General features: G+C 45.6%; 26 protein-coding genes. 12 read left to right on the forward strand and 14 right to left on the reverse strand.

All coding sequences use genetic code 11. The features are described from left to right. Nucleotides 1–3: 3 nt before the first annotated feature. The 5 genes from H615_RS0106120 to H615_RS0106140 are packed head-to-tail and all read left to right on the forward strand — an operon-like array spanning nucleotide 4 to nucleotide 4,841. Nucleotides 4–1,359, forward strand: a complete 1,356-nt coding sequence (locus tag H615_RS0106120) for an acetyl-CoA carboxylase biotin carboxylase subunit (protein WP_027954320.1) — start codon at nucleotides 4–6, stop codon at nucleotides 1,357–1,359. A gap of 14 nt (nucleotides 1,360–1,373) precedes the next feature. Then, the gene (locus tag H615_RS0106125) at nucleotides 1,374–1,589 is read left to right on the forward strand and encodes an acetyl-CoA carboxylase biotin carboxyl carrier protein subunit (protein ID WP_027954321.1); all 216 of its coding nucleotides are present in this window, start codon (nucleotides 1,374–1,376) and stop codon (nucleotides 1,587–1,589) included. Between the two features lie 11 nt (nucleotides 1,590–1,600). Beyond that, nucleotides 1,601–2,509 (forward strand): hydroxymethylglutaryl-CoA lyase, encoded by a 909-nt coding sequence (locus H615_RS0106130; RefSeq protein ID WP_027954322.1) that lies wholly within the window; start codon nucleotides 1,601–1,603, stop codon nucleotides 2,507–2,509. 3 nt (nucleotides 2,510–2,512) lie between these two features. Next, nucleotides 2,513–3,295 carry an enoyl-CoA hydratase-related protein gene (locus H615_RS0106135; RefSeq protein ID WP_027954323.1) on the forward strand — a complete coding sequence of 261 codons (783 nt, stop codon included), beginning with the start codon at nucleotides 2,513–2,515 and terminating at the stop codon, nucleotides 3,293–3,295. A gap of 16 nt (nucleotides 3,296–3,311) precedes the next feature. Then, entirely contained in the window at nucleotides 3,312–4,841 is a 1,530-nt protein-coding gene (locus H615_RS0106140) for an acyl-CoA carboxylase subunit beta (protein ID WP_027954324.1), read from the forward strand. Nucleotides 4,842–4,880: 39 nt separating this feature from the next. Here the strand turns inward: H615_RS0106140 and H615_RS0106145 are convergent, their stop codons facing one another. Then, nucleotides 4,881–6,842 (reverse strand): AMP-binding protein, encoded by a 1,962-nt coding sequence (locus H615_RS0106145; RefSeq protein WP_027954325.1) that lies wholly within the window; start codon nucleotides 6,840–6,842, stop codon nucleotides 4,881–4,883. A gap of 188 nt (nucleotides 6,843–7,030) precedes the next feature. On the opposite strand from H615_RS0106145, the gene H615_RS0106150 reads away from it, so the two are divergent. From H615_RS0106150 to H615_RS0106165, 4 genes are all read left to right on the forward strand, one after another. Beyond that, the gene (locus tag H615_RS0106150) at nucleotides 7,031–8,539 is read left to right on the forward strand and encodes a flotillin family protein (protein ID WP_035531312.1); all 1,509 of its coding nucleotides are present in this window, start codon (nucleotides 7,031–7,033) and stop codon (nucleotides 8,537–8,539) included. 313 nt (nucleotides 8,540–8,852) lie between these two features. After that, complete coding sequence (locus H615_RS0106155) at nucleotides 8,853–10,001, forward strand: NAD-dependent epimerase/dehydratase family protein (RefSeq protein WP_027954327.1); 1,149 nt, start codon at nucleotides 8,853–8,855, stop codon at nucleotides 9,999–10,001. A 13-nt stretch (nucleotides 10,002–10,014) separates the two neighbouring features. Then, nucleotides 10,015–11,178, forward strand: a complete 1,164-nt coding sequence (locus H615_RS0106160) for a glycosyltransferase family 4 protein (RefSeq protein ID WP_027954328.1) — start codon at nucleotides 10,015–10,017, stop codon at nucleotides 11,176–11,178. Between the two features lie 235 nt (nucleotides 11,179–11,413). Then, nucleotides 11,414–11,704 carry a hypothetical protein gene (locus tag H615_RS0106165; RefSeq protein ID WP_027954329.1) on the forward strand — a complete coding sequence of 97 codons (291 nt, stop codon included), beginning with the start codon at nucleotides 11,414–11,416 and terminating at the stop codon, nucleotides 11,702–11,704. Nucleotides 11,705–11,909: 205 nt separating this feature from the next. Here H615_RS0106165 and H615_RS0106170 read toward each other — a convergent pair whose 3' ends face one another. Beyond that, complete coding sequence (locus tag H615_RS0106170; protein ID WP_027954330.1) at nucleotides 11,910–12,683, reverse strand: LAGLIDADG family homing endonuclease; 774 nt, start codon at nucleotides 12,681–12,683, stop codon at nucleotides 11,910–11,912. A 70-nt stretch (nucleotides 12,684–12,753) separates the two neighbouring features. Continuing rightward, nucleotides 12,754–13,608, reverse strand: coding sequence for an aminoglycoside 6-adenylyltransferase (locus H615_RS0106175; protein WP_027954331.1), 855 nt, complete (start codon nucleotides 13,606–13,608; stop codon nucleotides 12,754–12,756). Nucleotides 13,609–13,677: 69 nt separating this feature from the next. Between H615_RS0106175 and H615_RS0106180 the strand changes: the two genes are divergently transcribed. Beyond that, nucleotides 13,678–14,205, forward strand: coding sequence for a C40 family peptidase (locus H615_RS0106180; RefSeq protein WP_027954332.1), 528 nt, complete (start codon nucleotides 13,678–13,680; stop codon nucleotides 14,203–14,205). On the opposite strand, the gene H615_RS22000 is transcribed toward H615_RS0106180, so the two are convergent. Beyond that, a complete protein-coding gene (locus tag H615_RS22000) occupies nucleotides 14,194–15,126 on the reverse strand; it encodes an exonuclease domain-containing protein (protein WP_084163015.1) in 933 nt (310 codons plus the stop codon). The two genes, H615_RS0106180 and H615_RS22000, sit on opposite strands and share 12 nt — an antisense overlap. Before the next feature lie 333 nt (nucleotides 15,127–15,459). On the opposite strand from H615_RS22000, the gene H615_RS21790 reads away from it, so the two are divergent. After that, nucleotides 15,460–15,804: a DUF3889 domain-containing protein gene (locus H615_RS21790; protein ID WP_051254601.1), complete on the forward strand. Its 345-nt coding sequence runs from the start codon at nucleotides 15,460–15,462 to the stop codon at nucleotides 15,802–15,804. A 31-nt stretch (nucleotides 15,805–15,835) separates the two neighbouring features. Here the strand turns inward: H615_RS21790 and H615_RS0106200 are convergent, their stop codons facing one another. Both H615_RS0106200 and msrB read right to left on the reverse strand, forming a co-directional pair. Next, complete coding sequence (locus H615_RS0106200) at nucleotides 15,836–16,390, reverse strand: nitroreductase family protein (protein WP_027954333.1); 555 nt, start codon at nucleotides 16,388–16,390, stop codon at nucleotides 15,836–15,838. Between the two features lie 110 nt (nucleotides 16,391–16,500). Then, nucleotides 16,501–17,088 (reverse strand): peptide-methionine (R)-S-oxide reductase MsrB, encoded by a 588-nt coding sequence (gene msrB, locus H615_RS0106205; protein WP_027954334.1) that lies wholly within the window; start codon nucleotides 17,086–17,088, stop codon nucleotides 16,501–16,503. A 134-nt stretch (nucleotides 17,089–17,222) separates the two neighbouring features. Here msrB and H615_RS21795 point away from each other — a divergent pair, with 134 nt between their 5' ends. Further along, entirely contained in the window at nucleotides 17,223–17,702 is a 480-nt protein-coding gene (locus H615_RS21795; protein WP_051254602.1) for a YusW family protein, read from the forward strand. 62 nt (nucleotides 17,703–17,764) lie between these two features. Here H615_RS21795 and H615_RS0106215 read toward each other — a convergent pair whose 3' ends face one another. From H615_RS0106215 to H615_RS0106250, 8 genes are all read right to left on the reverse strand, one after another. Continuing rightward, entirely contained in the window at nucleotides 17,765–18,631 is an 867-nt protein-coding gene (locus H615_RS0106215) for a CvfB family protein (protein WP_027954335.1), read from the reverse strand. A 118-nt stretch (nucleotides 18,632–18,749) separates the two neighbouring features. After that, nucleotides 18,750–18,836 carry a YjcZ family sporulation protein gene (locus tag H615_RS0106220; protein ID WP_035531317.1) on the reverse strand — a complete coding sequence of 29 codons (87 nt, stop codon included), beginning with the start codon at nucleotides 18,834–18,836 and terminating at the stop codon, nucleotides 18,750–18,752. Nucleotides 18,837–18,917: 81 nt separating this feature from the next. Continuing rightward, nucleotides 18,918–19,913 carry an LLM class flavin-dependent oxidoreductase gene (locus H615_RS0106225; RefSeq protein ID WP_027954337.1) on the reverse strand — a complete coding sequence of 332 codons (996 nt, stop codon included), beginning with the start codon at nucleotides 19,911–19,913 and terminating at the stop codon, nucleotides 18,918–18,920. 20 nt (nucleotides 19,914–19,933) lie between these two features. Further along, the gene (locus H615_RS0106230; protein WP_027954338.1) at nucleotides 19,934–20,314 is read right to left on the reverse strand and encodes a helix-turn-helix transcriptional regulator; all 381 of its coding nucleotides are present in this window, start codon (nucleotides 20,312–20,314) and stop codon (nucleotides 19,934–19,936) included. 142 nt (nucleotides 20,315–20,456) lie between these two features. After that, nucleotides 20,457–21,452, reverse strand: coding sequence for a zinc-binding dehydrogenase (locus H615_RS0106235; protein WP_027954339.1), 996 nt, complete (start codon nucleotides 21,450–21,452; stop codon nucleotides 20,457–20,459). 118 nt (nucleotides 21,453–21,570) lie between these two features. Next, a complete protein-coding gene (locus H615_RS0106240) occupies nucleotides 21,571–22,440 on the reverse strand; it encodes a LysM peptidoglycan-binding and 3D domain-containing protein (protein ID WP_027954340.1) in 870 nt (289 codons plus the stop codon). Nucleotides 22,441–22,762: 322 nt separating this feature from the next. After that, a complete protein-coding gene (locus H615_RS0106245; RefSeq protein ID WP_027954341.1) occupies nucleotides 22,763–24,379 on the reverse strand; it encodes an ABC-F family ATP-binding cassette domain-containing protein in 1,617 nt (538 codons plus the stop codon). A 72-nt stretch (nucleotides 24,380–24,451) separates the two neighbouring features. Then, a complete protein-coding gene (locus H615_RS0106250; RefSeq protein WP_027954342.1) occupies nucleotides 24,452–25,801 on the reverse strand; it encodes a DUF2252 domain-containing protein in 1,350 nt (449 codons plus the stop codon). Nucleotides 25,802–25,857 lie beyond the last annotated feature (56 nt).

Raw genomic sequence — 25,857 nt, forward strand, 5'->3', positions numbered from 1 at the left:
TGGATGTTCAAAAAAATATTGATTGCCAACCGGGGGGAAATTGCCGCCCGGATCATACGTACATGCCAGCGGATGCAGATCCAAACCGTTGCTGTTTATTCTGAAGCTGATCAACAGGCTCCTTTTGTAAAAATGGCGGACGAAAGTTATTTGATCGGAAAACCCAGGGTCAATGAGTCTTATTTGAACATCGATAAGATTTTGGAGGCGGCATTGAAATCCGGGGCTGAAGCGGTTCATCCGGGATACGGGTTGTTAAGTGAAAATGCGCCGTTTGCACAACGAGTAAAGGAAGCAGGCCTCACATTTATTGGACCTGAGGGAGATGTCATCGCGAAAATGGGAGACAAAATTGCTGCGCGTGCCGAAATGAAACAGGCCGGTGTGCCTGTCGTTCCAGGTACCGAAGAAGCAGTGACATCTGTAGAAGCAGCGAAAGCAGCAGCTCAAACGTTCGGATATCCGGTCATGTTGAAGGCAGCTGCCGGCGGAGGCGGAATCGGTATGCAGGCCGTCCATTCCGATGAGGAGCTGGAAAAAGCCTTCGAAGGAAATTCCAAACGGGCCAAAGCATTTTTCGGAGACGGAAAAATGTTCATTGAAAAGTTAATCGAAGAGCCGCGGCACATCGAAATTCAGGTTCTTGCGGATCACCACGGCCATGCTGTTCATTTGTTTGAACGGGAATGCTCCATTCAAAGAAGGCATCAGAAAGTTGTAGAGGAAGCTCCTTCACCGTTCCTTTCAGAAAAAACACGTCAGGAAATGGGAGACAGTGCCATCAAGGCTGTGGAAAGTCTGCAATACACCAATGCGGGAACGATCGAATTTCTTGTGGACCGGAATGAAAACTATTATTTCCTTGAAATGAACACCCGTCTGCAGGTGGAACACCCAGTAACAGAGGAAATATCAGGTGTGGATATTGTGGAACAGCAGCTGAAAATAGCCGCTGGTGACAAACTTGAGCTTCATCAGGATGATCTGCAGATAAACGGACACGCGATTGAAGTACGGATCTATGCCGAGGATCCGAATACGTTTTATCCATCACCGGGGACGCTTTCCAACCTTGTGCTTCCGGAAGGGCCTGGAATCAGGCACGAACTGGCCGTGGAAAGCGGATCAGAGGTCACTCCATTCTATGATCCGATGATTGCTAAATTAGTCGTTCATGGCAGTGATCGAAACCAGGCTTCCGAACGGCTTGCCAAAGCTCTCCATGCCTATGAAATCGACGGAATCAAATGTAACCTGACGATGTTAAAACGCATCATCACCCATGACAAGTTCCGTGAAGGAGATACAACAACAAGCTTCATTCAAAACTATTATCTACCTACTTTAACCAACCACTAAAAGGAGGACTACACATGTTTGAAGTAAAAGCATCTATGGCAGGAAGTGTATGGAAAATCACAGCAGAAGAAGGGTCTAAGATCAATGATGGGGAGGATGTCGTTATCCTTGAATCGATGAAAATGGAAATCCCCATCCCCGCGGAAACGTCTGGTACGATCAAAGAGCTGAAAGTAAGCGAAGGGGACTTTGTCAACGAAGGCGATGTTATAGCCATTATTGAAGCATAGGAGCGGATGGTATGCTGAACCTGCCTGATCATGTAACGATAAAGGAAGTCGGACCAAGAGATGGTCTTCAGAACGAAGCAAAGGAAATCCCAACCGAAAATAAAGTCACTTGGATCAATCTGTTATCTGAAACCGGATTGTCTTCCATAGAAATCAGTTCGTTCGTACATCCGAAATGGATCCCGCAATTGAAGGATGCTGCCCAGGTCGCCGCATCCATAGAACGGAAACCAGCGGTTACGTATGCCGCCCTCGTTCCGAATCAAAAAGGTCTGGAGGCTGCTTTAACGGCAGATGTTGATGAAGTCGCCGTATTCATGTCCGCCAGTGAAACACATAACCTAAAGAACATTAATAAAACGATCGATGAAACGTTCCCGGTGCTGCAAAACGTTGTACAGACAGCCAAACGCGAAGGGAAACAGGTGCGGGGCTATGTGTCTACAGTCTTCGAGTGTCCATATGACGGGAAAACATCACAGGACCAGGTCCTTCGGGTAAGTGACCGCTTGTTACGCATGGGCATTGATGAGTTGTCCATGGGAGACACTCTCGGGACAGCGGATCCCAAGCAGGTGGACGAAGCGCTCGTCTATTGGAAAAAGCATCTCTCATTGGATAACATGGCGATGCACTTTCATAACACGAGAGGAATGGCGCTGGCGAACATCGTGGTATCCATGCAGCATGGAATCACCACCTTCGATGCGTCTCTCGGCGGTCTTGGCGGCTGCCCTTATGCGGACGGAGCCTCAGGAAACCTCGCAACAGATGATCTTGTTCATATGCTCCACAAGATGGGGATTCACACAGGAATAGATGAAGCCGCTCTCCAAAAAGCAGCGGATTACATGCAGCGCGTGCTTGGAAAACCGCTTCCCAGTCACGGCATGCAGATCCTGAATAAGGAAAGGGTGTAAGTCATGAACGAACTCATCCGTATGGAAGAACCGGCGGCCCACGTCTGTCAGCTTACATTAAATCGACCCGATGCGGCCAATGCTCTTTCACATGCGCTTTTAGATGAGCTGTCTGAAAAAATCGACCATATCCAATCCCGCTCCGATATCCGGGTCGTCTTACTTACAGGAGAAGGAAACAAGGCGTTTTGTGCGGGAGCGGATTTAAAGGAAAGGGCTGGAATGTCTGACGAGGAAGTCGTCAAAACTGTGCGGAAGATCGGGGATACTCTTCGTAAATGGGAAAAAGTCAATGTTCCTACGATTGCTCTCATCAATGGAGCGGCTTTCGGGGGCGGGCTTGAACTTGCTCTGGCCTGTGATTTACGTATGATGAGTTCTTCAGCGAAAGTGGGGCTCACCGAAACATCACTCGCGATCATTCCAGGAGCAGGCGGTACCCAGAGACTTTCCAGGCTTATCGGTCCGGGGCGGGCAAAATCAATGATTTATACAGCCAAACCTGTAGAAGCAGCCAAAGCATTCCAGATGGGTCTCGTTGAATATATGTATGAACCGCAGATGCTTATGGAAGAAGCACAGGATTTGGCTGCCTGTATAGCAAGAAACGGCCCTGTAGCTGTTAAGGCTGCCAAGAAGGCGATGGATACCGGGTTTGACATGCCACTGGAGGAAGGCCTTGAAATTGAACACGCAGCGTATAAGTCGACCATCCCGACGACAGACCGAACCGAGGGGCTGAACGCTTTTAAGGAAAAACGCAGACCGGAATACAAAGGAGAGTGAGCACGTGGAAAAAACGATGTCAGATCAGCAGACGTTTGAAGAACGGGTAAAGAAAATCGCAGGGGGCGGCGCAGAAAAATACCATGAAAAGAACGCAGAAAAAGGAAAAATGTTTGTTCGTGACCGCCTCCAGCTATTGTTTGATGAAGATATAGATATCGAGGACGCTTTTTTTGCCAATTGTCAATCAGAAGGACTCCCCGCAGACGGGGTCGTTACAGGAATCGGAAAAATTAACGGTGAAACCGTTTGTGTGATGGCCAATGACTCTACAGTCAAAGCTGGTTCCTGGGGTGCGAGAACGGTGGAAAAAATCATACGCATTCAGGAAACCGCTCTGAAAATCAATGCTCCAATGCTTTATCTGGTCGATTCAGCCGGGGCAAGAATCACCGATCAAGTCGATATGTTTCCGAACCGGCGCGGAGCGGGGCGTATTTTCCACAATCAAATCAAATTATCCGGACGAGTTCCACAAGTTTGTCTGTTATTCGGACCATCTGCTGCAGGAGGGGCTTATATTCCAGCATTCTGTGACATTGTCGTTATGGTCGACGGCAATGCCTCCATGTATCTTGGTTCTCCGAGGATGGCAGAAAAGGTAATCGGGGAGAAGGTCTCCCTGGAGGAGATGGGTGGGGCTTCCATGCACTGCTCTGTATCAGGATGTGGAGATGTGCTGGCATCAGATGAAAAGGAAGCTTTATGGTTTGCCAGGAACTATTTGAGCTACTTTCCAAGTTCCTATCAGGAGCGTCCGAAAACAAGGGAAGCAAGAGAACCGCAGGCGTTCGAAAAAACGATCGAAGAATTGATACCTGACAACCAGAATGCTCCTTTTGATATGTATCAGTTCATCGACCGGATTATTGATGAGGACTCCTTTTGTGAAATTAAGAAGAAGTTTGCACCGGAACTGATTACAGGACTCTCCAGAATCAACGGAAAATCTGTCGGCATCATTGCCAACCAGCCAAGGGCCAAAGGAGGCGTCTTATTTCCGGATTCGGCAGATAAAGCCGCCAAGTTCATTCAATTGTGTGATGCCTTTAATATTCCTCTGTTGTTTCTCGCCGATATCCCGGGCTTCATGATTGGGACGAAAGTGGAACGGGCGGGAATTATCCGGCACGGGGCAAAAATGCTGGCCGCTATGAGTGAAGCGACGGTTCCTAAAATTTCTGTCATTGTCAGAAAGGCGTATGGCGCAGGGTTGTATGCCATGGCAGGCCCCGCTTTTGAACCGGACGCTTGTCTTGCTCTGCCAACAGCACAAATTGCGGTTATGGGACCCGAAGCGGCTGTGAATGCTGTCTATGCCAACAAGATTGCTGCCCTTCCGGAAGAGGAGCGTCCTGCCTTCATTAAAGAAAAGCAGGAGGAGTATAAAGAAAACATCGATATTTACCGGCTGGCTTCAGAAATGGTCGTCGATGATGTCGTGAAACCCGGCCGCCTCCGTCACGAATTGAGCACACGCTATGAAGCTTACACACATAAAGATGTCCAATTTACAGACCGAAAGCACGGGGTCTACCCGGTTTGAATACGAACGCCTGGATCTTTTTTGAGACCCAGGCGTTTCTCATGATTCTGCGCCGGCTTTTTTGCCAAGGTCAGAGATTTCCTGTACACTCTCAGGGTTTTCAAGGGCACTCAAATCTCCTGTGGGCTGGTTTAAATAGGCAGACTTAACCGCACGCCGCATCACTTTAGCATTTCTCGTTTTAGGAAGGTCCGCTATCAGGTGGATGATGTCCGGTGACAAAGCTTTTCCAAGCTTCTGATGCAGATGCTTTTTCAACTCTTCAATCAGAGACGCCTGTTCCACCAGCTCATCGTTAACCACTACAAAAGCGACCGGTTCTTCCCCTTTGGTTTCATGAGGGATACCGATGACCCCGGCTTCCAAAACCCGAGGATGGTCCACAAGTACCGTTTCCACTTCCGCGGGACCCAGCCGTTTGCCCGCTACATTCAATACATCATCAGAGCGACCGGTAATTGTAAAGTAGCCTTCTTCATTTTCTACCACCCAGTCTCCGTGCACCCATGTATCCGTAAAGCGGCTCCAGTATGCCTCTTCGTAACGCTCGTCATCTTCAAAAAAGCTGTTGGTCATGCCTACCCATGGCTTGCGAATCGCCAATTCACCCACTTCATTCATCACGCGCTTTCCTTGATTATTCAATACAACAGCGTCCATACCAGGCAGGGCAGCATTGAAAGTGACCGGCTGGATCGGCTTGATCAGGATATTTCCAAGAATGCCGCCGGATATTTCTGTCCCTCCTGAATAATTAAAGATCGGCACCTGTTTATGACCTGCATGTTCAAACAGCCAGTTCCATGGTTCTTCATTCCAAGGCTCTCCTGTGGATGCAATCAGTTTCAAGGAGGCAAGAGAGTGACGATGCAGCCATTCAGGCCCGTGCTTCATCGATGTGCGTACAAGCGTTGGAGAAAGACCGAGGTGTGTCACGTTATACGTGTCGACAATCTCCCATAAGCGGTCAGGTCTGGGATAATCCGGTGTGCCTTCAAACATGACGATCGCGGCACCGTTTATAAGACCACCGTATACGAGGAAAGGCCCCATCATCCATCCCATATCGGTGTACCAGAACAAGGTATCCTCTTTGGTAACGTCCATACAGATTCCCGCATCAAACGCAGCTTTTATCGGAAAACCAGCATGTGTATGAACCGCTCCTTTCGGTTTACCTGTCGTACCTGACGTGTAAATCAACATGAAGGGGTCTTCGGCTTTTGTAGCGGCTGAAGAGAAAGGACCCGATTTTTTCTGCAGCGAAGACCAGGCAACGTCCCGCGGCTCATGCCACTGGATATCCGTACCGGAGCGTTCTACGACAAAGACATGTTCCAGAGAGGGGCACTGCTCTGCTGCTGCATCTGCCTGATCCTTCATTTGAATGGTTTTCCCACGCCGGTAGAAGCTATCCACCGTTACCATGGCTTTTGCTCTTGAAGCCTGGATTCTTGTTGCTACGCCATCTGCTTTATATCCGGAGAACACAGGGGAAAAAACAGCACCGACTTTAGAAAGGGCAAGCATACTGATCAGGGTTTCCGGAATCATCGGCATATAAATCGCCACAATATCCCCTTCCGCTATACCATAGCGCTTGAATCCGTGTGCGGTCTGATCGACAGCTTCCTGAAGTTCTATAAAAGAATAGGAGGAGGAATCGCCACGATCTCCTTCCCAGAACAGGGCCGTTCTATTTCTATGCTCCGGGTCTTCCGCCCATTTGTCGAGAGCATTATGAGCGGCGTTGATTTCTCCTCCGACAAACCATTGGGGATAAGGGAGGCCCCGGGACAGATCAAGGGTCTTTTTGCAGGGAACAGACCATTCGATACCGAGTTCCCGGCATGCTTCCTCCCACATCCATTCCACCTGGTCTGTTGTGGCTTTATGAAAGGAATCATAATCCGTAAAGCCTGATTTTTTCATCCACTGAAACAAACGGGTGGATTCTTTCTGCTTTTGTGTCGGATTCCATACATTTGGATATGTACGCATAGAAACTTCCTCCTCATTCAGGAAAGACTTGTATCCATTATATAATAAAGCGTTTTCATAAACTATAAATGTACAGATTTCACAAACTTTATAAAAAAATCCAGAAAATCTGAAACGAAGGAAGGGGGTTTTTCGATATGCTAGACAGCCCTTCTTTTTGCAAGGGACTAATGGAAGGAGTGGATGGTATGTTCGAGGGAGCTTTAACGGTTATTATTCTGGGGGTGCTTGGTGCTGTCTTAATCATCGGCGGAATTGTAACCTTTATCATTTTCCGTCTGCGTTATAAAACGGCAAGTTCCAACGAAGCCTTGATTGTAACGGGGCCGAAGCTTGGAGATCCGGAACAGGAAAAGAACGTGTTTGAAGATGATAACGGAAGGTCCGTTAAAATCATTCGAGGCGGCGGGTATCGTCTCCGGATGTTCCAGACGGCAACACCGATTGATTTAACGTCCTTTCAACTGCAGGTCAATTCTGAGAAAGCCTACACAAAGGAAGGGATTCCGGTACGCGTAGCCAGCACAGCCGTTATCAGTATCGGCAGTGAGCTTGAGATTATGGCGAATTTTGCTGAGAAGTTTCTCGGGAAGAAGCAGAAGGAGCGTGAATCAGAACTGAAGGATGTACTGAATGGACATCTGAGGTCCATCATCGCCTCCTTACCGATCGAGAAGATTTACAACGACTTTAAAGAAGTGAATACGCAGGTGAAGCGGATTGCAGAAGCGGACTTGAAAGGCATGGGGTTCGAGATTACGTCCTTTGCTTTGAATGATGTGGAAGATGTAGACACCGAGAACGGCTACATAGATGCGCTTGGGCGTCCTCATATTGCTGAAGTACAGAAAAAAGCGAATATGGCTGAATCGGATGCGACGAAGGAAACACGTATTTATCAGGCTAAGAACGATCAGGAAGCGCAGGATGAGGAAAACCGACGCCTGACGGCTGTTGCATCTTCCACTAAAGAAAAAGATATTAAGGAAGCGGAATTCCAGACAGAAACAAACCGCGCTAAAGCGAATGCCGACCAGGCTGGTGAACTGGAACGCCAGAAGCTTGCCCAGCAGATTAAGGAAGAGGAATTGAAAGTTCAGTATATTGAAAAGCAGCGGGCCGTGGAGCTTGAAGAAGAAGAAAACAAGCGGCGACGATCCATTGCTGATGCTGAAGCTTATGAAGTCACGAAACGGGCCCAGGCAGAAGCAGATAATGAGCGGATCAAAGGGGAGTCTGACGCCGAAGTCATCCGTCAGCGCGGTATAGCGGAAGCGGAATCGAAAGAACGTATGGCCAAAGCGATGGAACACTACGGTGAAGCGGCGATTATGGAAATGCTGATTAAGGTTCTTCCTGAATATGCAGAGAAAGTGTCCGCGCCGATCAGTCAGATCAAGGACATGAAAGTGATTGATATGGGTGGTGCAGATTCCAAGGGAGGTTCATCAAAAGTCGCAGGTAATGTAACGTCGACTATGCTTGGGATTCAGGAGTCCTTGAAGGAAACGACAGGCATGGATTTGAAAGCGATGCTTGAAAGCTATGTTTCCAGAGGAACCGTCAATGGCTTTGCTTCTGAGGATAAAAAGGGAGCAGAGGAAGCGGCAGCAGCGGCTGAATCGACTGAATCGACTGATGAGGATGAAGAATCAGCAGGAGACAAACCTGAGGAAAACAAAGAGAAAGAAGAATGATGAAACAGCGGGGAGCGGATGATGCTTCCCGCCTTTTTTATCATTTAAGGTTTAAACATATGTTATCGTGGGTAAAATCTCATTTAGGTCTCAAAGTCCGACATATTTCGTTTTCTTCTGAGTGTTTATGGAGTTTACAAAGAATTAATTGTTTCAAAATTGAATTAATGGTAAAGTCAAAAACGTAGAGACCATGACTGAACAGGAAGGGCGCGCCGGGTTGGTGGAATCTTTCCAGTTTTCGAACATTAGTCAAAAGTGTTACTCTATAAAAGAGAATACGAGTATGCAAGATGTAACTAGGAGGTAGATTATGAGAATTATTGTAGCAGGGGGAGATGGTTTCTGCGGATGGCCGACTGCCCTGTACCTATCCAAGCAGGGTCATGATGTAACCATCGTAGACAATTTAGTACGCAGAAAGTATGATGACGAGCTTCGCTCCAATTCAGTAACACCTATTGCCACACTTGAAGAGCGGGTGGCAAAATGGAAAGAAGTATCAGGGAAAGAGATTAAAACCTTTATCGGCGATCTCAACCACTATGATTTCCTTAGTGAAGTTTTCCGTCAGGTTGAGCCTGAGGCGTTCGTTCACTTTGCCGAGCAGCGTTCTGCTCCTTATTCCATGATTGACCGTGAGCATGCGGTGTACACGCAGACGAACAACGTCATGGGGAACTTGAACGTTCTATATGCCATCAAGGATTTCGCACCGGAATGCCATTTGATCAAACTGGGCACGATGGGCGAATACGGCACACCCAACATTGATATTGAAGAAGGATATATTGAAATTGAACATAAAGGAAGAAAAGACACGCTTCCGTACCCTAAGCAGCCGGGCTCTTTCTATCACTTATCCAAAGTGCATGACAGCCATAACATTACGTTCGCCTGCAAAATCTGGGGTATCCGTGCAACAGATCTAAACCAGGGCATCGTTTATGGTTTACATACCGAAGAGACACGAATGGACCCGGTGCTTGTGAACCGTGTGGACTATGACGGTGTGTTCGGAACGGCTCTGAACCGCTTCATCAATCAGGCAGCAATCAGGCATGATATTACGGTGTATGGTTCAGGCGGACAGACACGTGCGTTCCTAAACATTGAAGATACGGTACGCTGTGTGGAAATCGCCGCTGAAAACCCGGCAGATAAAGGGGAATTCCGTGTATTCAACCAGTTTACAGAATGGTTCTCCGTTCAGGAGCTGGCTGAAAGAGTTCATAAGATTGCGAAGGAGGAAGGTCTTCAAACAGAAGTGAAGAAGATTGAAAATCCTCGTATTGAGAACGAAGACCATTATTATAATGCGGTCAATACGAAACTCCGTGACCTTGGTCTGGAGCCTCATCTGCTGACAGACGATGTGATCCGGGATATTCTCCGCACAGCTGTTGAAAACAAAGATCGTATTATCCAGGAGAATGTTCTGCCATCAATTACCTGGAAGTAAGGAGTTTTCCGCTTTGAAAATCGCCATCATTACAGAAACTTTCCTGCCATCAACAGATGGAGTAGTTACAAGACTGAAGGAAGCCATTACGTATCTCCTCAATCAGGATCATGAAGTGGTTGTCATTGCTCCAGATCTTGGTGTGAAGGAATACAAAGGAGCGATTGTCGAAGGGGTAAAGCCGACAAAACTGCCTTTTTACAGGTCTAAGGAATTCAGCCTGCCACAAAAACGGGTAAAGGATCTGCTGCAAAAGCATAATCCCGACCTCGTTCACGTGGTCAACCCAGCCCTTGTCGGAGTCTCTGGTGTGTACTATGCGGATAAGCTGAATTACCCGTTAATTGCTTCATACCACACACATGTGCCGAAATACCTGGACTATTACAGGCTTTATCCATTTAAACCACTTGTATGGTGGTACTTCAGAAAGCTTCATAACTACGCCCATGTCAACTTATGTACATCACAGGCGATTAAAACGGAGTTGGATGATAAAAACTTCCATAACGTCAGCGTATGGGACAGAGGTGTAGCTGTGGATCATTATCATCCCAGACACCGGACCGAGACGATGCGCAGTCGTTTATCCAACGGTAAACCAGAAAATAAGCTGCTCGTGTTCGTCGGAAGATTGGCGCCTGAGAAGGAAATCCATAAAATCAGGCCGCTGCTGGACGAACGGGAAGACATATCTCTTGCGATTGTGGGAGATGGCCCGGTCAAAGGAGAACTCGAAGAGGCCTTTAAAGGGACAAACACCGTGTTTACAGGTCTGCTGCATGGAGATGAACTGGCTGAGGCTTTTTCTTCTTCAGACGCGCTTATTTTCCCATCTGTGACCGAAACACTGGGTCTTGTTATATTGGAGGCTATGGCATCAGGTTTACCCGTCATAGCAGCCAAAAGTGGTCCGACAATGGAGCAGGTGGAAGATGGCCGAACAGGGCTATTATTTGAAAACGAGAATACAGAAAGCATGATTGAAGCCATCAACCGTTTGGAAGAAACCTCTCTTTATGCCGACCTTTGTAAAAACGCCAGGAAGGAAGCTGAGAAACACAGCTGGCAGAAACCTTCTGAGCAGATTTTGGACTATTACTACACAACGCTTCGCGTGTATGAGGAAAGTACAGCTCAAACGCCGAAAAAATCGAAAGTAAAGGTCACAGAGTAATAACTCTGTGGCTTTTTTTATGCAGTTTCAACCCAAATAATTAAACTGGAGCACAACAAGAACATACGTTCTAGACCCGAAAAGGAGGCACATTTTACACTTTATCATAATATTCTTACTTATTACTTAGTAGCAACTCCAATATATGTATAAAAACAGACCATCCATAACACATAACAAATCAAAGGGAGGTCAAACTAATACAAAATCATATTCAAATAAAGGAGATGATTCAATGAAAATGAAATGGCAGGGAGAATTGGTATCAGGCGCTTATATAAAGGAAACGAATCAGTTTGACATGCAGCAGATTAAGCATTTTCAAACAAATTCAATACTTAGTGAAGATCAATTGATTCATCTAAATGAATATTTGGAAAAACACAGAAATGATACAAGTCATGTGTTAACCATCAATGAGCAAATGCTGGTGCCGTTAAACCGGATGGATGTTCATAAGATTCTGGAAGATTTTACGGCGATCCGAAATTTCATCAATCAATCGAAAGATGCTCATGGTATGTAATAATCATGTGTGCTGAGATAAATCAGTAATGTTTGAGTTTTCACTGACTGTTTCATTTTGTTTTGTCTCAATAACATGAGTAAACTTGATATTTGAGACAAAATTACACAATTTACACTAGCTTAGTATAATATATATTATGTCTACTAGAATTATATAAAAAAAGAGAGGCATCCATATGTGCTTCCCTTTTCAAAAACCAAAATTACTTCAGCAAGTTTAAGAACGTCCTGTACTTTCTTTCCATATATATCCCTTTATCGGCATAAATCCAATTGAAGAAATTTAGAACATCTTTTTTACCACTAACATAAAGTCTGAAATAAGTTTCAAAGGTCTTTACCTGACTTCTAATAACTTGTTCTTCAAGCATATCGTTTAATGAATAAATAAAGTCTTTCGATCCACACACAATATTAATAAACTTCTTATCTTTGTATACACACCCATCTCCATCGAAATAACCCCTGACAAAATGTGATTTATAATTTTCCGGGATCTCGGGAATACGTACTTTCATACTTTTTTTCGGTGTGAAACCATGAATTTGTATAAGATCGTCTTTTATAATTTTGCTGTTTATATTTAGGATGCAGACATCAGTCGTTTCATTTAAAATGATTGGATGATTAGAACTTAACTCTTGTTTGATTAGATGGAGTATGTGTCTATCTTTCTGAGAAAAGCTGATTTGCTGCCCATTAGTTGGTATCATCCCATCTGCAGCAAAGAAACCAAGGATATAGGCCATATTGTTCGACCAGGTTTTAAAGTAATGCTCGTTGACGTGATATTTACGTTTCCAGCTGCCACGGGGACGCATAGGAACATTCATTTTTTTCAAAATGAGACGAATGGCGTCCGGAGTAATACCCGCCTCCCCTGCAATCACTGCTGTCCTCTCCCCATTTTTGTACCGTTCTGCAATTTCTTCATTTGTCAGCCGGCGTCTCCTTGAATTCGATCCATTCGATACCATGATCAACCTCCTTATACGAGTTAAGATCATTATACCGAACATTTGTTCCCGCATCCATTTTTTCGCACTTTTACATGCCACACCTACTTTTCCAATCCTTTAAGTAAGCGTATACATCGTTGCTGTTAAAGGATTCAGCTGAAATGCTCAAGGATACTTCGCTTTCGAGTAATTGAAATAACTCAGCGATTGTGATGAGCGCCTCCCAATTTTCATTGTAATCACTTCCTGTATAGGTAGCTTGATACAATATCCACAGTTCTTCAGGCAGAAATCGTTCAAAATATTTACCGGCACTGCCGACAGAGACCGAAAAGTCATGTTTTGAGCCAATGTACCAGCTCATCATTTGGTGCAGCATCCTTCTCACAGGACCCTCCATCATCGTTTTAGCATAGGGCAATTGCTTCCGCTCCAAGCCTTTAGCCACATACAGGCTTACCCACCAGAATTCATTGCTGCAGCGATAGACATCTTCATGTGCAGGTTTCTCAACGATATAATCGCGGTTGTCCGGATCTGGAATTTCCGGAAGACACCCATCCTTGTCGAGCAGAACTTCTGTTAAACTCTCGAAAGTCTCAGGCAGATCGTGGACGTCAACGAGAGTCAAATCAATTCTTGTCCCATCTGTAAACTGCATCAAATAAGCAAACCGCCCCCTCCTTCCATCCTCCGCGTATAAAGGATAATGATCAGGCATCTGCGTAATCAGCCGCTCCCCGAAAACATCAATCCATGTGTGATCCTTCATAAAGGACGAAAAATCAGACACGATATACTGAATGTCGTAATCCTGAAGAGCGTCATGCTCTGTTTCTGCATTCCTATTAACCCTTGATCCATTTAAAAGCACCGCTCGTATCCGATCATCCTGATCAGCCGTATGTAAAAGTAAATCATACATTTCCTGTTCTTTGCGCATCTCTTACCCCCTCTTCCATAGTTGTGATTCTTTCATCCATTGCTTACGATAAGAATGAGGTGGTGCTTTATGAAAAAAATGTTCGTTTTGATTGTTCCCATTTTTCTTTTTATTCTCTACCGTCCTAAAAGAGTCCATTCCTGCACGTTTGATCCTTCAGAGGTCTTACCAGGAGATGTATTGTTTTCCCCGATTGGAAAACGGGAGTCCAAATATGTAGGACACGCAGGCATTGTCACGACTGATAAAAAGGTTCTTCATTCCATTCCTTCCGGTTTGATCAAGGATGAACCTGATGTTTATAAAAGAAAATTCCGCAGAGTTTCCCACTATCGGGCGCATGAGAAAGACACAGGCCTGCGCTCTGCTGCATTTGCAGGATATCTACACCAGAGATACCCTGAAGCTTTGTATCGTATTCACACCCCTTTGAATGGCCCTGATGACGTTCAGTACTGTACAAAAATTGTCTGGCAGTCCTATTACGCTGCTGGAGTTAATTTAGGATCTCTGCCTGAAAAAGCCAGAGCCGTCCACCCCCTTTGGTTAAAAGACAGCAAGCATCTATATCCATTAAAGAGGCGTTCAAACCGTTGAACGCCTTACATAATTCAGAAAATCCGCTTCTGATAAAATTTCGATGGATGCTCCTTGGCTTAACAGTGTTTCCGCTCTTTCCAATTTGGACGTTTTCTCTCCTGCCGTGTAACGCTCATACGTTTTGGTTCCAACGACCACATAATTGGTGGCCGCTTCAATATCATAATGAAACACCCCTCCGTGCTGAATCACCTTCTCAACAGCTTCCTCCCTCTTCATATGGGAAAGTCGGCCGGTAAAGGAAACCGAGGCCTTGTACAAAGGATGAGAAGGGTCTAATTCTACGGATGCTGCTGTGAAAGAAGAAGCTGACGACTTCTGTGCTCTCCGCTTTTTATTCAACCGCGCCGGTTCATAACCACCTTCATACATCATCCCGTTCGTTGTGCCTGATTTATCCACGAGATCTTTAGAGTCGGCCGCTTGCAACTTTTCTTTTGCCTTCATGAAGATATGGGCCGCTGCTTTTGCATCTTCAAGAGCATGGTGATGGGAAAATGAAAAGCCTAGATGATCCGCTACTCGATTCAAATTGTATTTAGGAAGCTGCCACGTCTTCCTTGAAATATTTAATGTACAGTTGTAGGCAAGCATAGGATAAGGAAGGTTGTACTCATCAAGGACGGCTCTTAGAGCCCCCATGTCAAACTGGGCATTATGAGCAATCAAAAGCTTTCCTTCCACCATGGATTTAATTTCTTTTTCCCACAACGTATGAAATTCCTCGGCATCTTTGACATCTTCCTTGGTAATTCCGTGCACACGTACATTTATGGGAGCAAAATAATTCTTTTTCGGTTTCACCAAACGGTAATATTCCCTGACAAGCCGCCCGTTTTCATACTCCACAAGCCCAATGGAACAAACCGAACCTTTGGATGCATTAGCCGTTTCAAAATCAAGTGCTGTAAAATTCATAGCAATCTCCTTTCCACTTCCTTTCTTTATGATAAAACGCTCCGGATGATTCGTCTAATATAATCCATCCGGCCTGCATAGAGAACCGACGATCCGCTTATGATAACAAGGAAAGGAGTGGCATGAATGACCTTCGACTTCGCCCGTCTCCCCACAGATCAGCTGCAGCAGATCAAACAGCTGGAGGAGAAATACAACATTGTCTTGATTGCTTACGATGACAAATACATGAAATAGAAAAAAGGTGCCTGATCCTAAGGGCACCTTTTGTTTATCCACCCGCATATATTTGCGGATTCTATAAAAACTAATGGGGATAAAGGAGGGATGATGATGACGCATAGAGGAAAAAGGACATTCTATAAAGGAGCAGTCTTTCTTATGGCTCTTTTGTTTCTTTCCGTATCCTTCAACCACGTGTTTGCCCAGCCTGATTATGCCAAATGGGGGAAAGCTGCAGTTGAGGAAACGGCTAAGAACTATCCGGATTACGACCTGGTGAATTATGATTATCAGGGGAAAGTAGCCATTGCTGATAACCGGGAGCAGTATACCTTCCTATTTACTATGGATCAAGCGGGTACAAAAAAGAACGTACGCGTGTATGTCCTGGTCAATCCTGCAGAGGATCAATTGATTGAAGTCCAGTTTGAAGACATAGCGTCTTCTTCCCCGTAAAAAAGCACACCTCCTGAGGGGTGTGCTGGACTTATGGTGTATAGAGGGTGAATTTATCGTCAATGGACGTCCGTTTTTTAGGTTCTGGTTTTTCTTCAAAGTACCCCATGTGAATGAAGCCGACAATCTTTTCCTCCGGCTGAATCCCAAGCAGTTCATGAACGTCCGGGTCATAAATGTGAGGATTTGTCTTCCAAACCACACCAAGATCTCTTTCCCATGCCAGCAGCTGGAAGTTTTGAAGCAGACAGCTGACCGCACCGAAATTTTCCTCCCACACTTTCTGTCTTGGATCTTCATCCATCACAACAATTAAGAAAGCAGAAGGCTTGCTGAAATAATCTCTGCGGTCTTCCTTCCGTTCTTCCGGAAACGTGTCGACGAGGGAGGATACAAAATCCTCTTTCTGCTCAGAAGGTACATAGATGAACCGCCATGGTTCACGCATCCCGTGGGTAGGTGCCCATACCGCATCCTCCAGAAGTTCCTTTACGAGTTCTGTCGGTACAGGTTTATCCAGATAGCCGGTTTTGATGGAGCGTCTTTCTCTAATAACCTCTGCTAATTTTGATTTGGTTTGATTCATGCCTCTCACCCTCATTATCATCATTATTTATGGTAATGATAATCGTTCTCATTGATGTTGTCAAGGCCACATCCTTTAAAGTAGAAAAAAAGACAGGGGAATCCCCTGTCTTAAGCTTTATCAAATACCTCTAAAAACTCCCCGTAGCCTCTTTCCTCCATTTCATCAACAGGAATGAACTCAAGAGCGGCACTGTTCATGCAGTAGCGAAGCCCTGTCGGTTCAGGTCCATCATTGAACACGTGGCCAAGATGGCTGTCTCCCGCTTTACTCCGCACCTCTGTCCGCATGCCGAAAATGCCCGGATCGTCTTTCGTGACTATATTCTCTTCCACCAATGGCTTAGTAAAACTCGGCCAGCCGGTTCCTGATTTGTATTTATCCCGGGAACTGAACAACGGTTCCTTAGAAACAATATCCACGTAAATGCCTGCCTGTTTATTGTCCCAGTATGCATTATCAAACGCCTTTTCTGTTCCATCCTGCTGGGTGACTTTATATTGAATATCACTCAGTTGATCTTTCAGTTGTGCCTTTGTCCATTCAACAGTGTCTCCGTTATACATTTCAATCATTTTCGTGCCGGATGACGCCTTTTTTTCAGGATCGGATGAAGCACCTGTGTTTTTACTCCATGTGAAAAGGCCGACGCCTGCAACGACGATAATAAGGGAAAGCCAGATCGATAGACTTTTCATAATCATCCTCCTTAGATCGGATTACTTACATTTTAACATGCAGCAGGAACAATGAATAAATTTGTGCCTGCTGCATGTGTTATAAACCGGAGACAACTCGGCTATCCTGATTAACAGACAGGAGGTGCTATTCAATGCATACATGGATCATGCTTATTTTTTCTGCCTTCTTTCTACTTACTGCCTGCGGAGAACCTGCCGGCGAAAAGGAAGCAGAAACAGCCGAACCTAACGCCGTAGACAACATTTCGTATGAGTTGGCGGATTCAACCGCCGGAGCTTTTTCATTTACTGCCTTTAATCTTGATGTTCACTATCCCGGTGGTGTAACCTACCGCGTTTACTATTCAGCTTATGATCAAGGAGCACAGGCGGTTGTGTACGAAATGGGCAGAGAAAGAATCTCAGGGACAAAAGCTATGAATCAGTTGACTCCACTCTTCCGGGAAATGAGTTTTGATGAAGATTCCCCGGATGCCCTTGTCATCAACGACGTCCTGCACATTTTTGGACTGGATACCGGCTATGAACACTTTTCGCTGCGTGTCACCTATCCAGACGAGCCGGAGCGGCATTATGAAAGCAGTAAAAAACAGCCCTTGTCAAACCGATGACATAGCGGCTGTTTTGTTTTTTTTTAGGTTTGGAGTTGCTACGAAGTTCGAAGTGCCGATACTCAGTTATGCTTGATAACGGTACGTCCGTCTTTCTGCTCAACTTTATCCTGTTTCATCAGCTGACCAAGCGCACGCTTGAAAGCGGCTTTGCTGATTTGGAACGTTTCCCGGATTTCATCTGGAGAGCTTTTATCATGAAGTCCCATAACTCCGTCGTTTTCCTCAAGGAATTTGAAAATCATCTCGGCATCTTCAGACATGCTTTCCTGTTTTAACGGTCTTAGAGAAAGATTGATCGTACCATCTTCCTTGACGTCAATGACACGGGCCTCAATCGTCTGGCCAAGGCGCGGTTCTTCTTTACGTTCATGCGGATGGATAAACCCGCGGTAGCCTTCGCCTGTTAACACAGCTGTGCCGGCTTTTATGGCCCGGTAAACCCTTGCTGTTACTTCTTCCTTCAACAATTCTGCAGGAGCCGGCTCAAGATCGTCCATCACTTCCTGCTCGCTGATCGGTTCGCCTGTCAACCGGCCTTTTTTATCCAGTTCCAAACTTATAAATAAGTGATCCCCTTCTGCAGGCCAGACTGACTTAAACAGGGGCAGATGGTCAGAGGACACAAGAATATCCTTATCCGGAAGTCCGATGTCAACAAACACTCCTGTGTTTGGAGAAATTTCGACAACTTCGGCCCAGCCGTAGGAGTCACGGGTAATTTCCGGAAGGTCTACCACCGCTGCCGCTTCTCCCTTTTTATTCATATATAAAAAGCAAGACAGTTCATCACCAAGTTCAACAGACTCGTCCACTTCTTCATCAGGAAGGAAGTATTCTTCATTTCCTGCCGTCACCTTGAATCCATGGGTCACTTTTTTCGTTAAAACAGCTTTTCTTACTGTTCCTAAATATTGTTCTTTACTCACTTTATTCACCCTTTTTGACAAGTCATGTCGTCCATTATATCCTAGTTTGTCTCATTTTAAAATATCGCGAGGTATGGAAGCATAAAAAAAGCACGGGGGAAACCCGCGCTTCTGCTTATCAGCACCACCAGGAAGCTCCGACAATAATAAGGAGAATGAACAATACAACGATCAGCGCAAATCCTCCACCATATCCTTTACTCATACTTATTCCCCCTTTCCCTTTTATATATGAGAAAAAGGAGGAATTGGTATGGGTGAATGACTCATTTTTCTTCCGAAGCCATTACGTATGGAATTGTTGAGCAATCAGGCGGTAGGATTCTTTCTTAGCCTCCAAGTCGTAAATATTCGTAATGATGAGAAATTCATCGGTCTGGTATTGCTCTGACAATTCGAGCAGACGTGCCTTCACCTGCTGGGGGGTTCCGATAACCGCACGCCGGCGGTTCTGCTCGATTTTTTTCTTTTCGATTTCAGAATACGTATAGCTTTCTGCCTCTTTTATAGAAGGAACACGGGTCTCGAGTCCTTTTTCAACCTGAAGGAGCCACAGATCCTGACTAAGCGCCAGCTTTTCCGCTTTTTCCTCTGTCTCTGCACAGACAACAAAAATACAAACATTCACATCCGGCTGATCAAGGGAGGGGGAAGGCTTGAATTTTTCCCGGTAGGCTCGCAGTGCAGCCTCACCGTTGTCTGGACTGATAAAATGTCCGAGTGTAAATCCGGTGCCATTCACTGCTGCATGACGTGCCCCGCGTTCAGACAAACCGAGAATCCACGTTTCCGGCTGACTGTCTGTCGCCGGTCTTGCCGTCACTCCGTAATAATCGCTTCCCTTAGGCATCGTCCCGTGCAGAAACTGCTGCAGCTCTTTCACCTGACGCGAAAAGGAGCTGAGCGGCTTTTCCACCCCATCCGTCAAGGCCAGTCTTGTTTTACGGCCGCCCCCGGGTGAGCGTCCAAGACCAAGGTCGATTCTCCCTGGGTAAAAAGCCTCCAGCACTCTGAAATTTTCCGCTACTTTCAATGGACTGTATTGAGGGAGGAGTACTCCCCCGGAACCGACACGCATCCGGCTGGTAGCTGCCGCAATCTGACCAATCAGGATTTCCGGAGAAGATCCAGCTAATCCATTCGTGCTGTGATGTTCGGCCACCCAGTACCGGTAATAACCAAGTTCCTCCGTCCAGCGGGCCAGCTCAATGGTGTTTTGCAGCGCCTGTTCGGCAGAATCCCCTTTGGATATAGGGCTTTGATCCAGTACACTCAATCTCACTTGTTGTCATCCTTTCGAGCTTAACGATACACATCTTTCATAATCTGGTTTAAAATCTGAATCTGTTCTTCAAACAATAATTTATACCGCTTCTTTAAAACGTCAAATTCTTCTTTCCCCTGGTCGGTTAAATAATACCAGTAAACCTTCTGACGTTTTTTATCGTGGGATTTGTAATCTTCCTTCCGATAGAGTAACCCCTGCTCCGTCATTTCATGTAATGTATCCAGAAGTGTTGAAGGTGCCGGAATCCAGTTCTTCGTCAGTTTTTTAAACTCCTGCTTAAAATGTTCACTGATCATCGGCTGGCGGATTTGTAACAGGTGCATGATGTAAAATTTGGTGAACTGGGCTGCGCTCATATTTAACGCAAAACGTTTCGGGTTGTTTTTATGTGACACGGCGATCCTCCCCTTCCTTATCGAATACTTTCATTCTACAATAAATGATGGTAGATTTGTCCAATCATAAGCACATTTGTTCGCTTGTTGATGGTTTTATTTTTTATATATCGGAGTTGCTACTAAGTAAGATGAGAGAATATTATGACATTTGAAAGCCGATTTTCCCGAAGTTCTTAGTATCGCGGATGTACGTGAAAGCTTCCTCCGCTTGATCCAACGGGAATATCCTGTCGATTTCCGGACGGATGCTATGATGTTCGATAAAAGCGATCATCGATCTCAGCTCCTCTGCACTTCCCATCGTAGACCCCAGTAAATTATACTGTCCGTAAAAGAATTCACGGATATTCAAAGTGACTTCATCTTCCGTACTGGATCCAAATGTAACAATCGTTCCCCCTTTACGGACAGCACGCAGTGATTGATTGAATGTAGCGGCTCCTATACTCTCAATTAATAGATCGACGCTCTCACCAGTCAATTCCCCACTCCAATCCGACTCTGTAAGGAATGCTTTATCCGCTCCAGCGTCCAGTGCCTGTTTGAGCTTCTCCCTGGACCGTGACGTAACGATCACTCTGGCCCCTTCTGCCTTGGCGAATTTGAGGGCATACGTCAGAACGCCTCCACCGATTCCAGGAAGCATCACCGTGTCTCCTGATTTGAGGTTCCCTCTTGTAAACAGAGCTCTATAAGCCGTCAATGCAGCCAGTGAAAGAACCCCTGCTTCTTCCATAGTTAAATGCTTCGGTTTCAATTCCAGGTGTTCTTCAGTACATATGTAAGTCTCCGCAAACGTCCCGTGGTCAGGAAAGCCGACAATCTCAAATCCTTCTGGAGGAACATCGCTATTCTCCTGCCAGCCGAGGCCGGGGTTGACTATGACTTCATCCCCTTTTTTAAAACGCGTCACATCTTTTCCTGTTTCCTCAACGATCCCTGAAGCATCTGAACCGGGAATGACAGCCGGGTCTTTACCTTTATGCCTTTTTGTAACAACCGCAAGATCCCGCCGGTTCATTCCTGCTGTGTGAATGCGCACCTTCACTTCACGGGCGTCCGGCGTTTTCTCCTCCATCATTTTCACCTGAAGACCTTCCAGACCATCTTTTCCTTCATGTACAATCGCTCTCATCATTAGTCTCCTTTCCAACCATAAGATGTCTTAAGTCTATCAATAAGCCTTCCTATATAAAAGAAAAAAGACCTTTTCAGAAGAACTGAAAAGGTCTTTATCTTTCAAAATATTGAAATTAGTCCGCAAGCACCTGTACTTTTACAGTCTGGCGTCCGAAATCAAGAGCATCGCCGCGGTCCTGCATATAAAGGTCAACACGGTTCCCGTTGATGGCACCGCCGGTATCACCGGCAATGGCTGTTCCATAGCCTTCTACATATACTTTAGAACCTAATGGAATGACGTTCGGGTCTACAGCAATTACTTTCTGGTTTGGATTCGCATTTAAATCAATACCAGTTGCTGTTACGCCGCTGCAGCCTGTGCAGTTTGCCGTGTAGGCCGTTGCTTCGGCTGTAATTTCCTTAACTACATCATTGCTCGTTCCTTTGTTCGTGTTCGCTTGAACAGCTTCTGTGGACTCAGCAGATGTTTCTTTAGCAGAAGCATTGCTGGAGCTGCTTGATTTCTGGCTGCTTTCACTGGACTTGGCTGTGCTTTCTTTAGCAGGAGCTGTAGATGTCTCTGCTGCTGCTTTTTGTCCGTCCACCTTGAATTGTTCCCCTGGGTAGATGAGAGTGGAAGATAAGTTGTTCCAAGCCATCAGCTGATCGACGGAAATATTGAATTTTTGGCTGATCGCGAACAACGTATCTCCGGATTTAACCGTGTACGTGGATGCGTTCGAAGATTTAGTAGTAGAAGTAGATGCTTGATTGCTGTGTGCGTTAGATACGGCAAGTGTTTGACTTGGATAAATAAGATTGGAATTTAGATCGTTCCAAGATTTTAGATTGTTGACAGATACGTTGTATTTTTGAGAGATGCTCCAAAGAGTATCCCCTTTATTGACGGAATATTGTTCAGATTCGTGAGCACTCACAGATGTGGCAAATGCTCCAGTCAAGGCTACGGTTGCTGCAACAGAAAATACAGTTTTTTTCATAGGATAGTGCCTCCCCTTGTTTGTTCGATCACTTTGTATTTTTGATGTGATCAATTCACAATTACTAGATTACCAGATATTTCGTATAAATTAAGAACAAACAAGCAACAGTTTCGTTGCAAACGTAACATCTATATTTCACTGTCATTACAAGAGGCAGAAAACCAGCGTCTTTTCGATGATAAAAGCGGCAGATTGACAAAATCCGTCACGCTTCAAGGCATGTTCCTAGGGGATTTGGTCATTCAGAAGGTCGAACAAGGAGAAGTTAAAGGGGGAAAAAGAAGAAAAAAGCCTGTCAAAGTGACAGGCTTTTCAGTATTTATGCGTATTGAGCAGCGACCTGCTTTTGAATTTCCGGATCATTCAAATAGTCATCATACGTCATTTCCTTATCTACAAGACCGCTTGGAGTCAATTCTATGATGCGGTTGGCGATCGTTTGAATAAACTCATGGTCATGAGAAGCAAAGATGACAGAACCTTTGAAATTGATCAACCCTTTGTTTAAAGCTGTAATGGACTCCAGGTCCAGGTGGTTGGTTGGTTCATCAAGAAGAAGAACGTTTGCCCCGGACAGCATCATCTTAGACAGCATGCAGCGGACTTTTTCTCCTCCGGACAAAACGTTCGCTTTCTTCAATGCTTCCTCGCCGGAGAACAGCATACGGCCAAGGAATCCACGCAGGAACGTTTCTGTTTCGTCTTCCGGTGAATACTGACGGAGCCACTCAACGAGGCTGCGTTCAGAATCGAAGAACTCGGAGTTGTCTTTAGGGAAATAGCTTTGAGAGGTCGTAACGCCCCATTTATAACTTCCTTCATCCGGTTCGATCTCACCCATAAGAATCTGGAACAGCGTGGACTTGGCCACTTCGTTCGCACCTACGAGAGCCACTTTATCATCTTTGTTCAATGTAAAGCTGATGTTGTCCAGAACTTTCACACCATCAATGGTTTTGGACAGGTTTTTTACCGTCAGCAGGTCATTCCCGATTTCCCTGTCCGCCTGGAAGGAAATGTACGGATACTTACGGGAGGAAGGCTGAATATCATCCAGGGTGATTTTATCCAGTAGTTTCTTCCTGGATGTTGCCTGTTTGGATTTCGAGGCGTTGGCACTGAAACGGGCCACGAACTCTTTGAGATCCTTGATTTTTTCTTCCTTCTTCTTATTCTGCTCCTGGGCCAACTTCATTGCAAGCTGGCTGGATTCGTACCAGAAGTCATAGTTTCCGACATAGACCTGGATCTTCCCGAAGTCAAGATCAGCGATATGGGTACATACATTGTTCAGGAAGTGACGGTCGTGGGAAACAACGATCACGGTATTTTCAAAGTCGATAAGGAAATCCTCAAGCCACTGGATCGCTTTAATATCCAGGTGGTTGGTCGGCTCATCGAGAAGGAGAACATCCGGATTGCCGAACAGCGCCTGGGCAAGAAGGACCTTCACTTTTTCCGAACCGGCAAGCTCACTCATCTGCTTCGTCTGCAGATCTTCCCCGATTCCAAGTCCTTTAAGAAGGCGGGCAGCATCAGAATCCGCTTCCCACCCGTTCATTTCTGCGAATTCGCCTTCCAGTTCAGCCGCACGCATGCCGTCTTCCTCGGAAAAATCACCTTTCATATAAATGGCGTCTTTTTCTTTCATGACTTCATACAGGCGTGTATGGCCCATAATGACCGTTTCAAGAACCTGATATTCATCATATTCGAAGTGGTTCTGTTTCAAGACCGCCAGACGCTGGTCTTTTTTCAGGCTTACATCTCCGATTTGTGGTTCAATTTCTCCGCTCAAGATTTTAAGGAACGTGGATTTACCTGCTCCGTTTGCCCCGATTAACCCGTAGCAGTTTCCCGGGGTGAATTTTATATTGACGTCTTCGAACAGTTTCTGGTCACCGAATCGAAGCCCTACGTTATTAACTGTTAACATGTCTGAATCCTCCATTGCTTTCGTTTGTAGAACAAGAAAAGTATATCATTCATCCGCTTCATAGAACAGTCATCACGGAGATTTCACGTACTCATTTTCACGACACCATTCCAGAAACAGCTGATAATCCGTGCTGACTCTTTCCTTGTAATGTCTGGACCATAAAATGAGCTCTGTTTGGAAATCCGCCTTATGTCCGTGAATAACCTCCATAATGGCATCCTCACTATGATAGGGAAGGATGCCTTCATCGATATCTGCATCCGCCCGCGCATGAATTTTGGCACTGATCTGAGCCATCGTTTTCAGTGTCTTCTTCATCCGCTTCTCCTCCAACAGATGTTTCGGTTTAAGATCTTTGGAATAAGGAGAACGTTCGCGCACATAATAGTCGCTGTTATTCATCGTAAAGTACCCGAGATACGGGTCGGACAAATGGTGCATCGCCTGCTGAGTGTGAATCACCCGCCGCCCCTGTTGACGGTGTTCTGTCCAGAACTGCTCATCATAAGGGAAGAAGTAGGCAGGAATGGGCGTGCGTGCTTCCTTGGCTTCCAGTATGATGTCATCTTCATGACTGTCCCCCGATTGGCCTTCTATTAAAATGTAATACCGGTTCAGGCCGGTTGAGCCGATACCCGAGCCTCGTTTTTTTACGATATCTTTGATCCGGTAAAATTCACGCGGCCGGCGCAGCTTTTGATCAAGCGAATGGTAGTAATCGTCCCATGCTTTAACCAGCTGCTCATATTCCTGTTTCGGTACCGATGCTAATTTCTCCTTGCCGATATCAAAGGAACGGATCGAATCATGCTTGACGATCGTCTGTTTCTCCAGTTCATGGGAAGCCCGCCGTTCTTCTACTTTTTGAATCGCTTTTTTTACAGCGCCTTTACTTTCCTCTTTGGTAAAGTACATCGTCTGTGGATCCTCATCTCTATGGTGGAAGGCTTCCATCTGCTTCACGTAATGTTTCAGATAATGATCGACCATCGCATCATGACTGTCTTCAGGATAACCCAGTTGATCCATAGTTAAACGGATGCTGACAACCATCCGCATCACGTCATATAAGTAAGAACCGAGATAGCCCTCATCGAAGTCATCGACATCAAAGACGATATCCTTGTTTTCATTTTGAAACACACTGAAATTATCAAAATGGAGATCTCCCATGATCCATGTCGGCGTTTCCCCAGGAGTGTGAAACCTGAACGGCAGTTCTGTAACATCGTGAAAGAATAGATAGGCGCTCCCCCGGAAAAAGCTGTAGGGATTCTCCATCATTTTTTGATACTTCTGCCTGCGCTGCTTTTTTGATAATTTCATTAAATCCCCGTCAAAGCGGTCCAAAATTGTGCCCAGCGTATTTTTTCTGAGTGCTTGTTTCGTTTCCAGCATCTGCTTTACTTTGTTATCCATGTCCGGTTTCTCCTCCTCTCACGGAAAAAAGCGACCGCCCGTGAGCAATCGCTTTT

The organism is Halobacillus kuroshimensis DSM 18393 (genome assembly GCF_000425705.1).
In the GTDB taxonomy this organism is placed as follows: domain Bacteria; phylum Bacillota; class Bacilli; order Bacillales; family Halobacillaceae; genus Halobacillus; species Halobacillus kuroshimensis.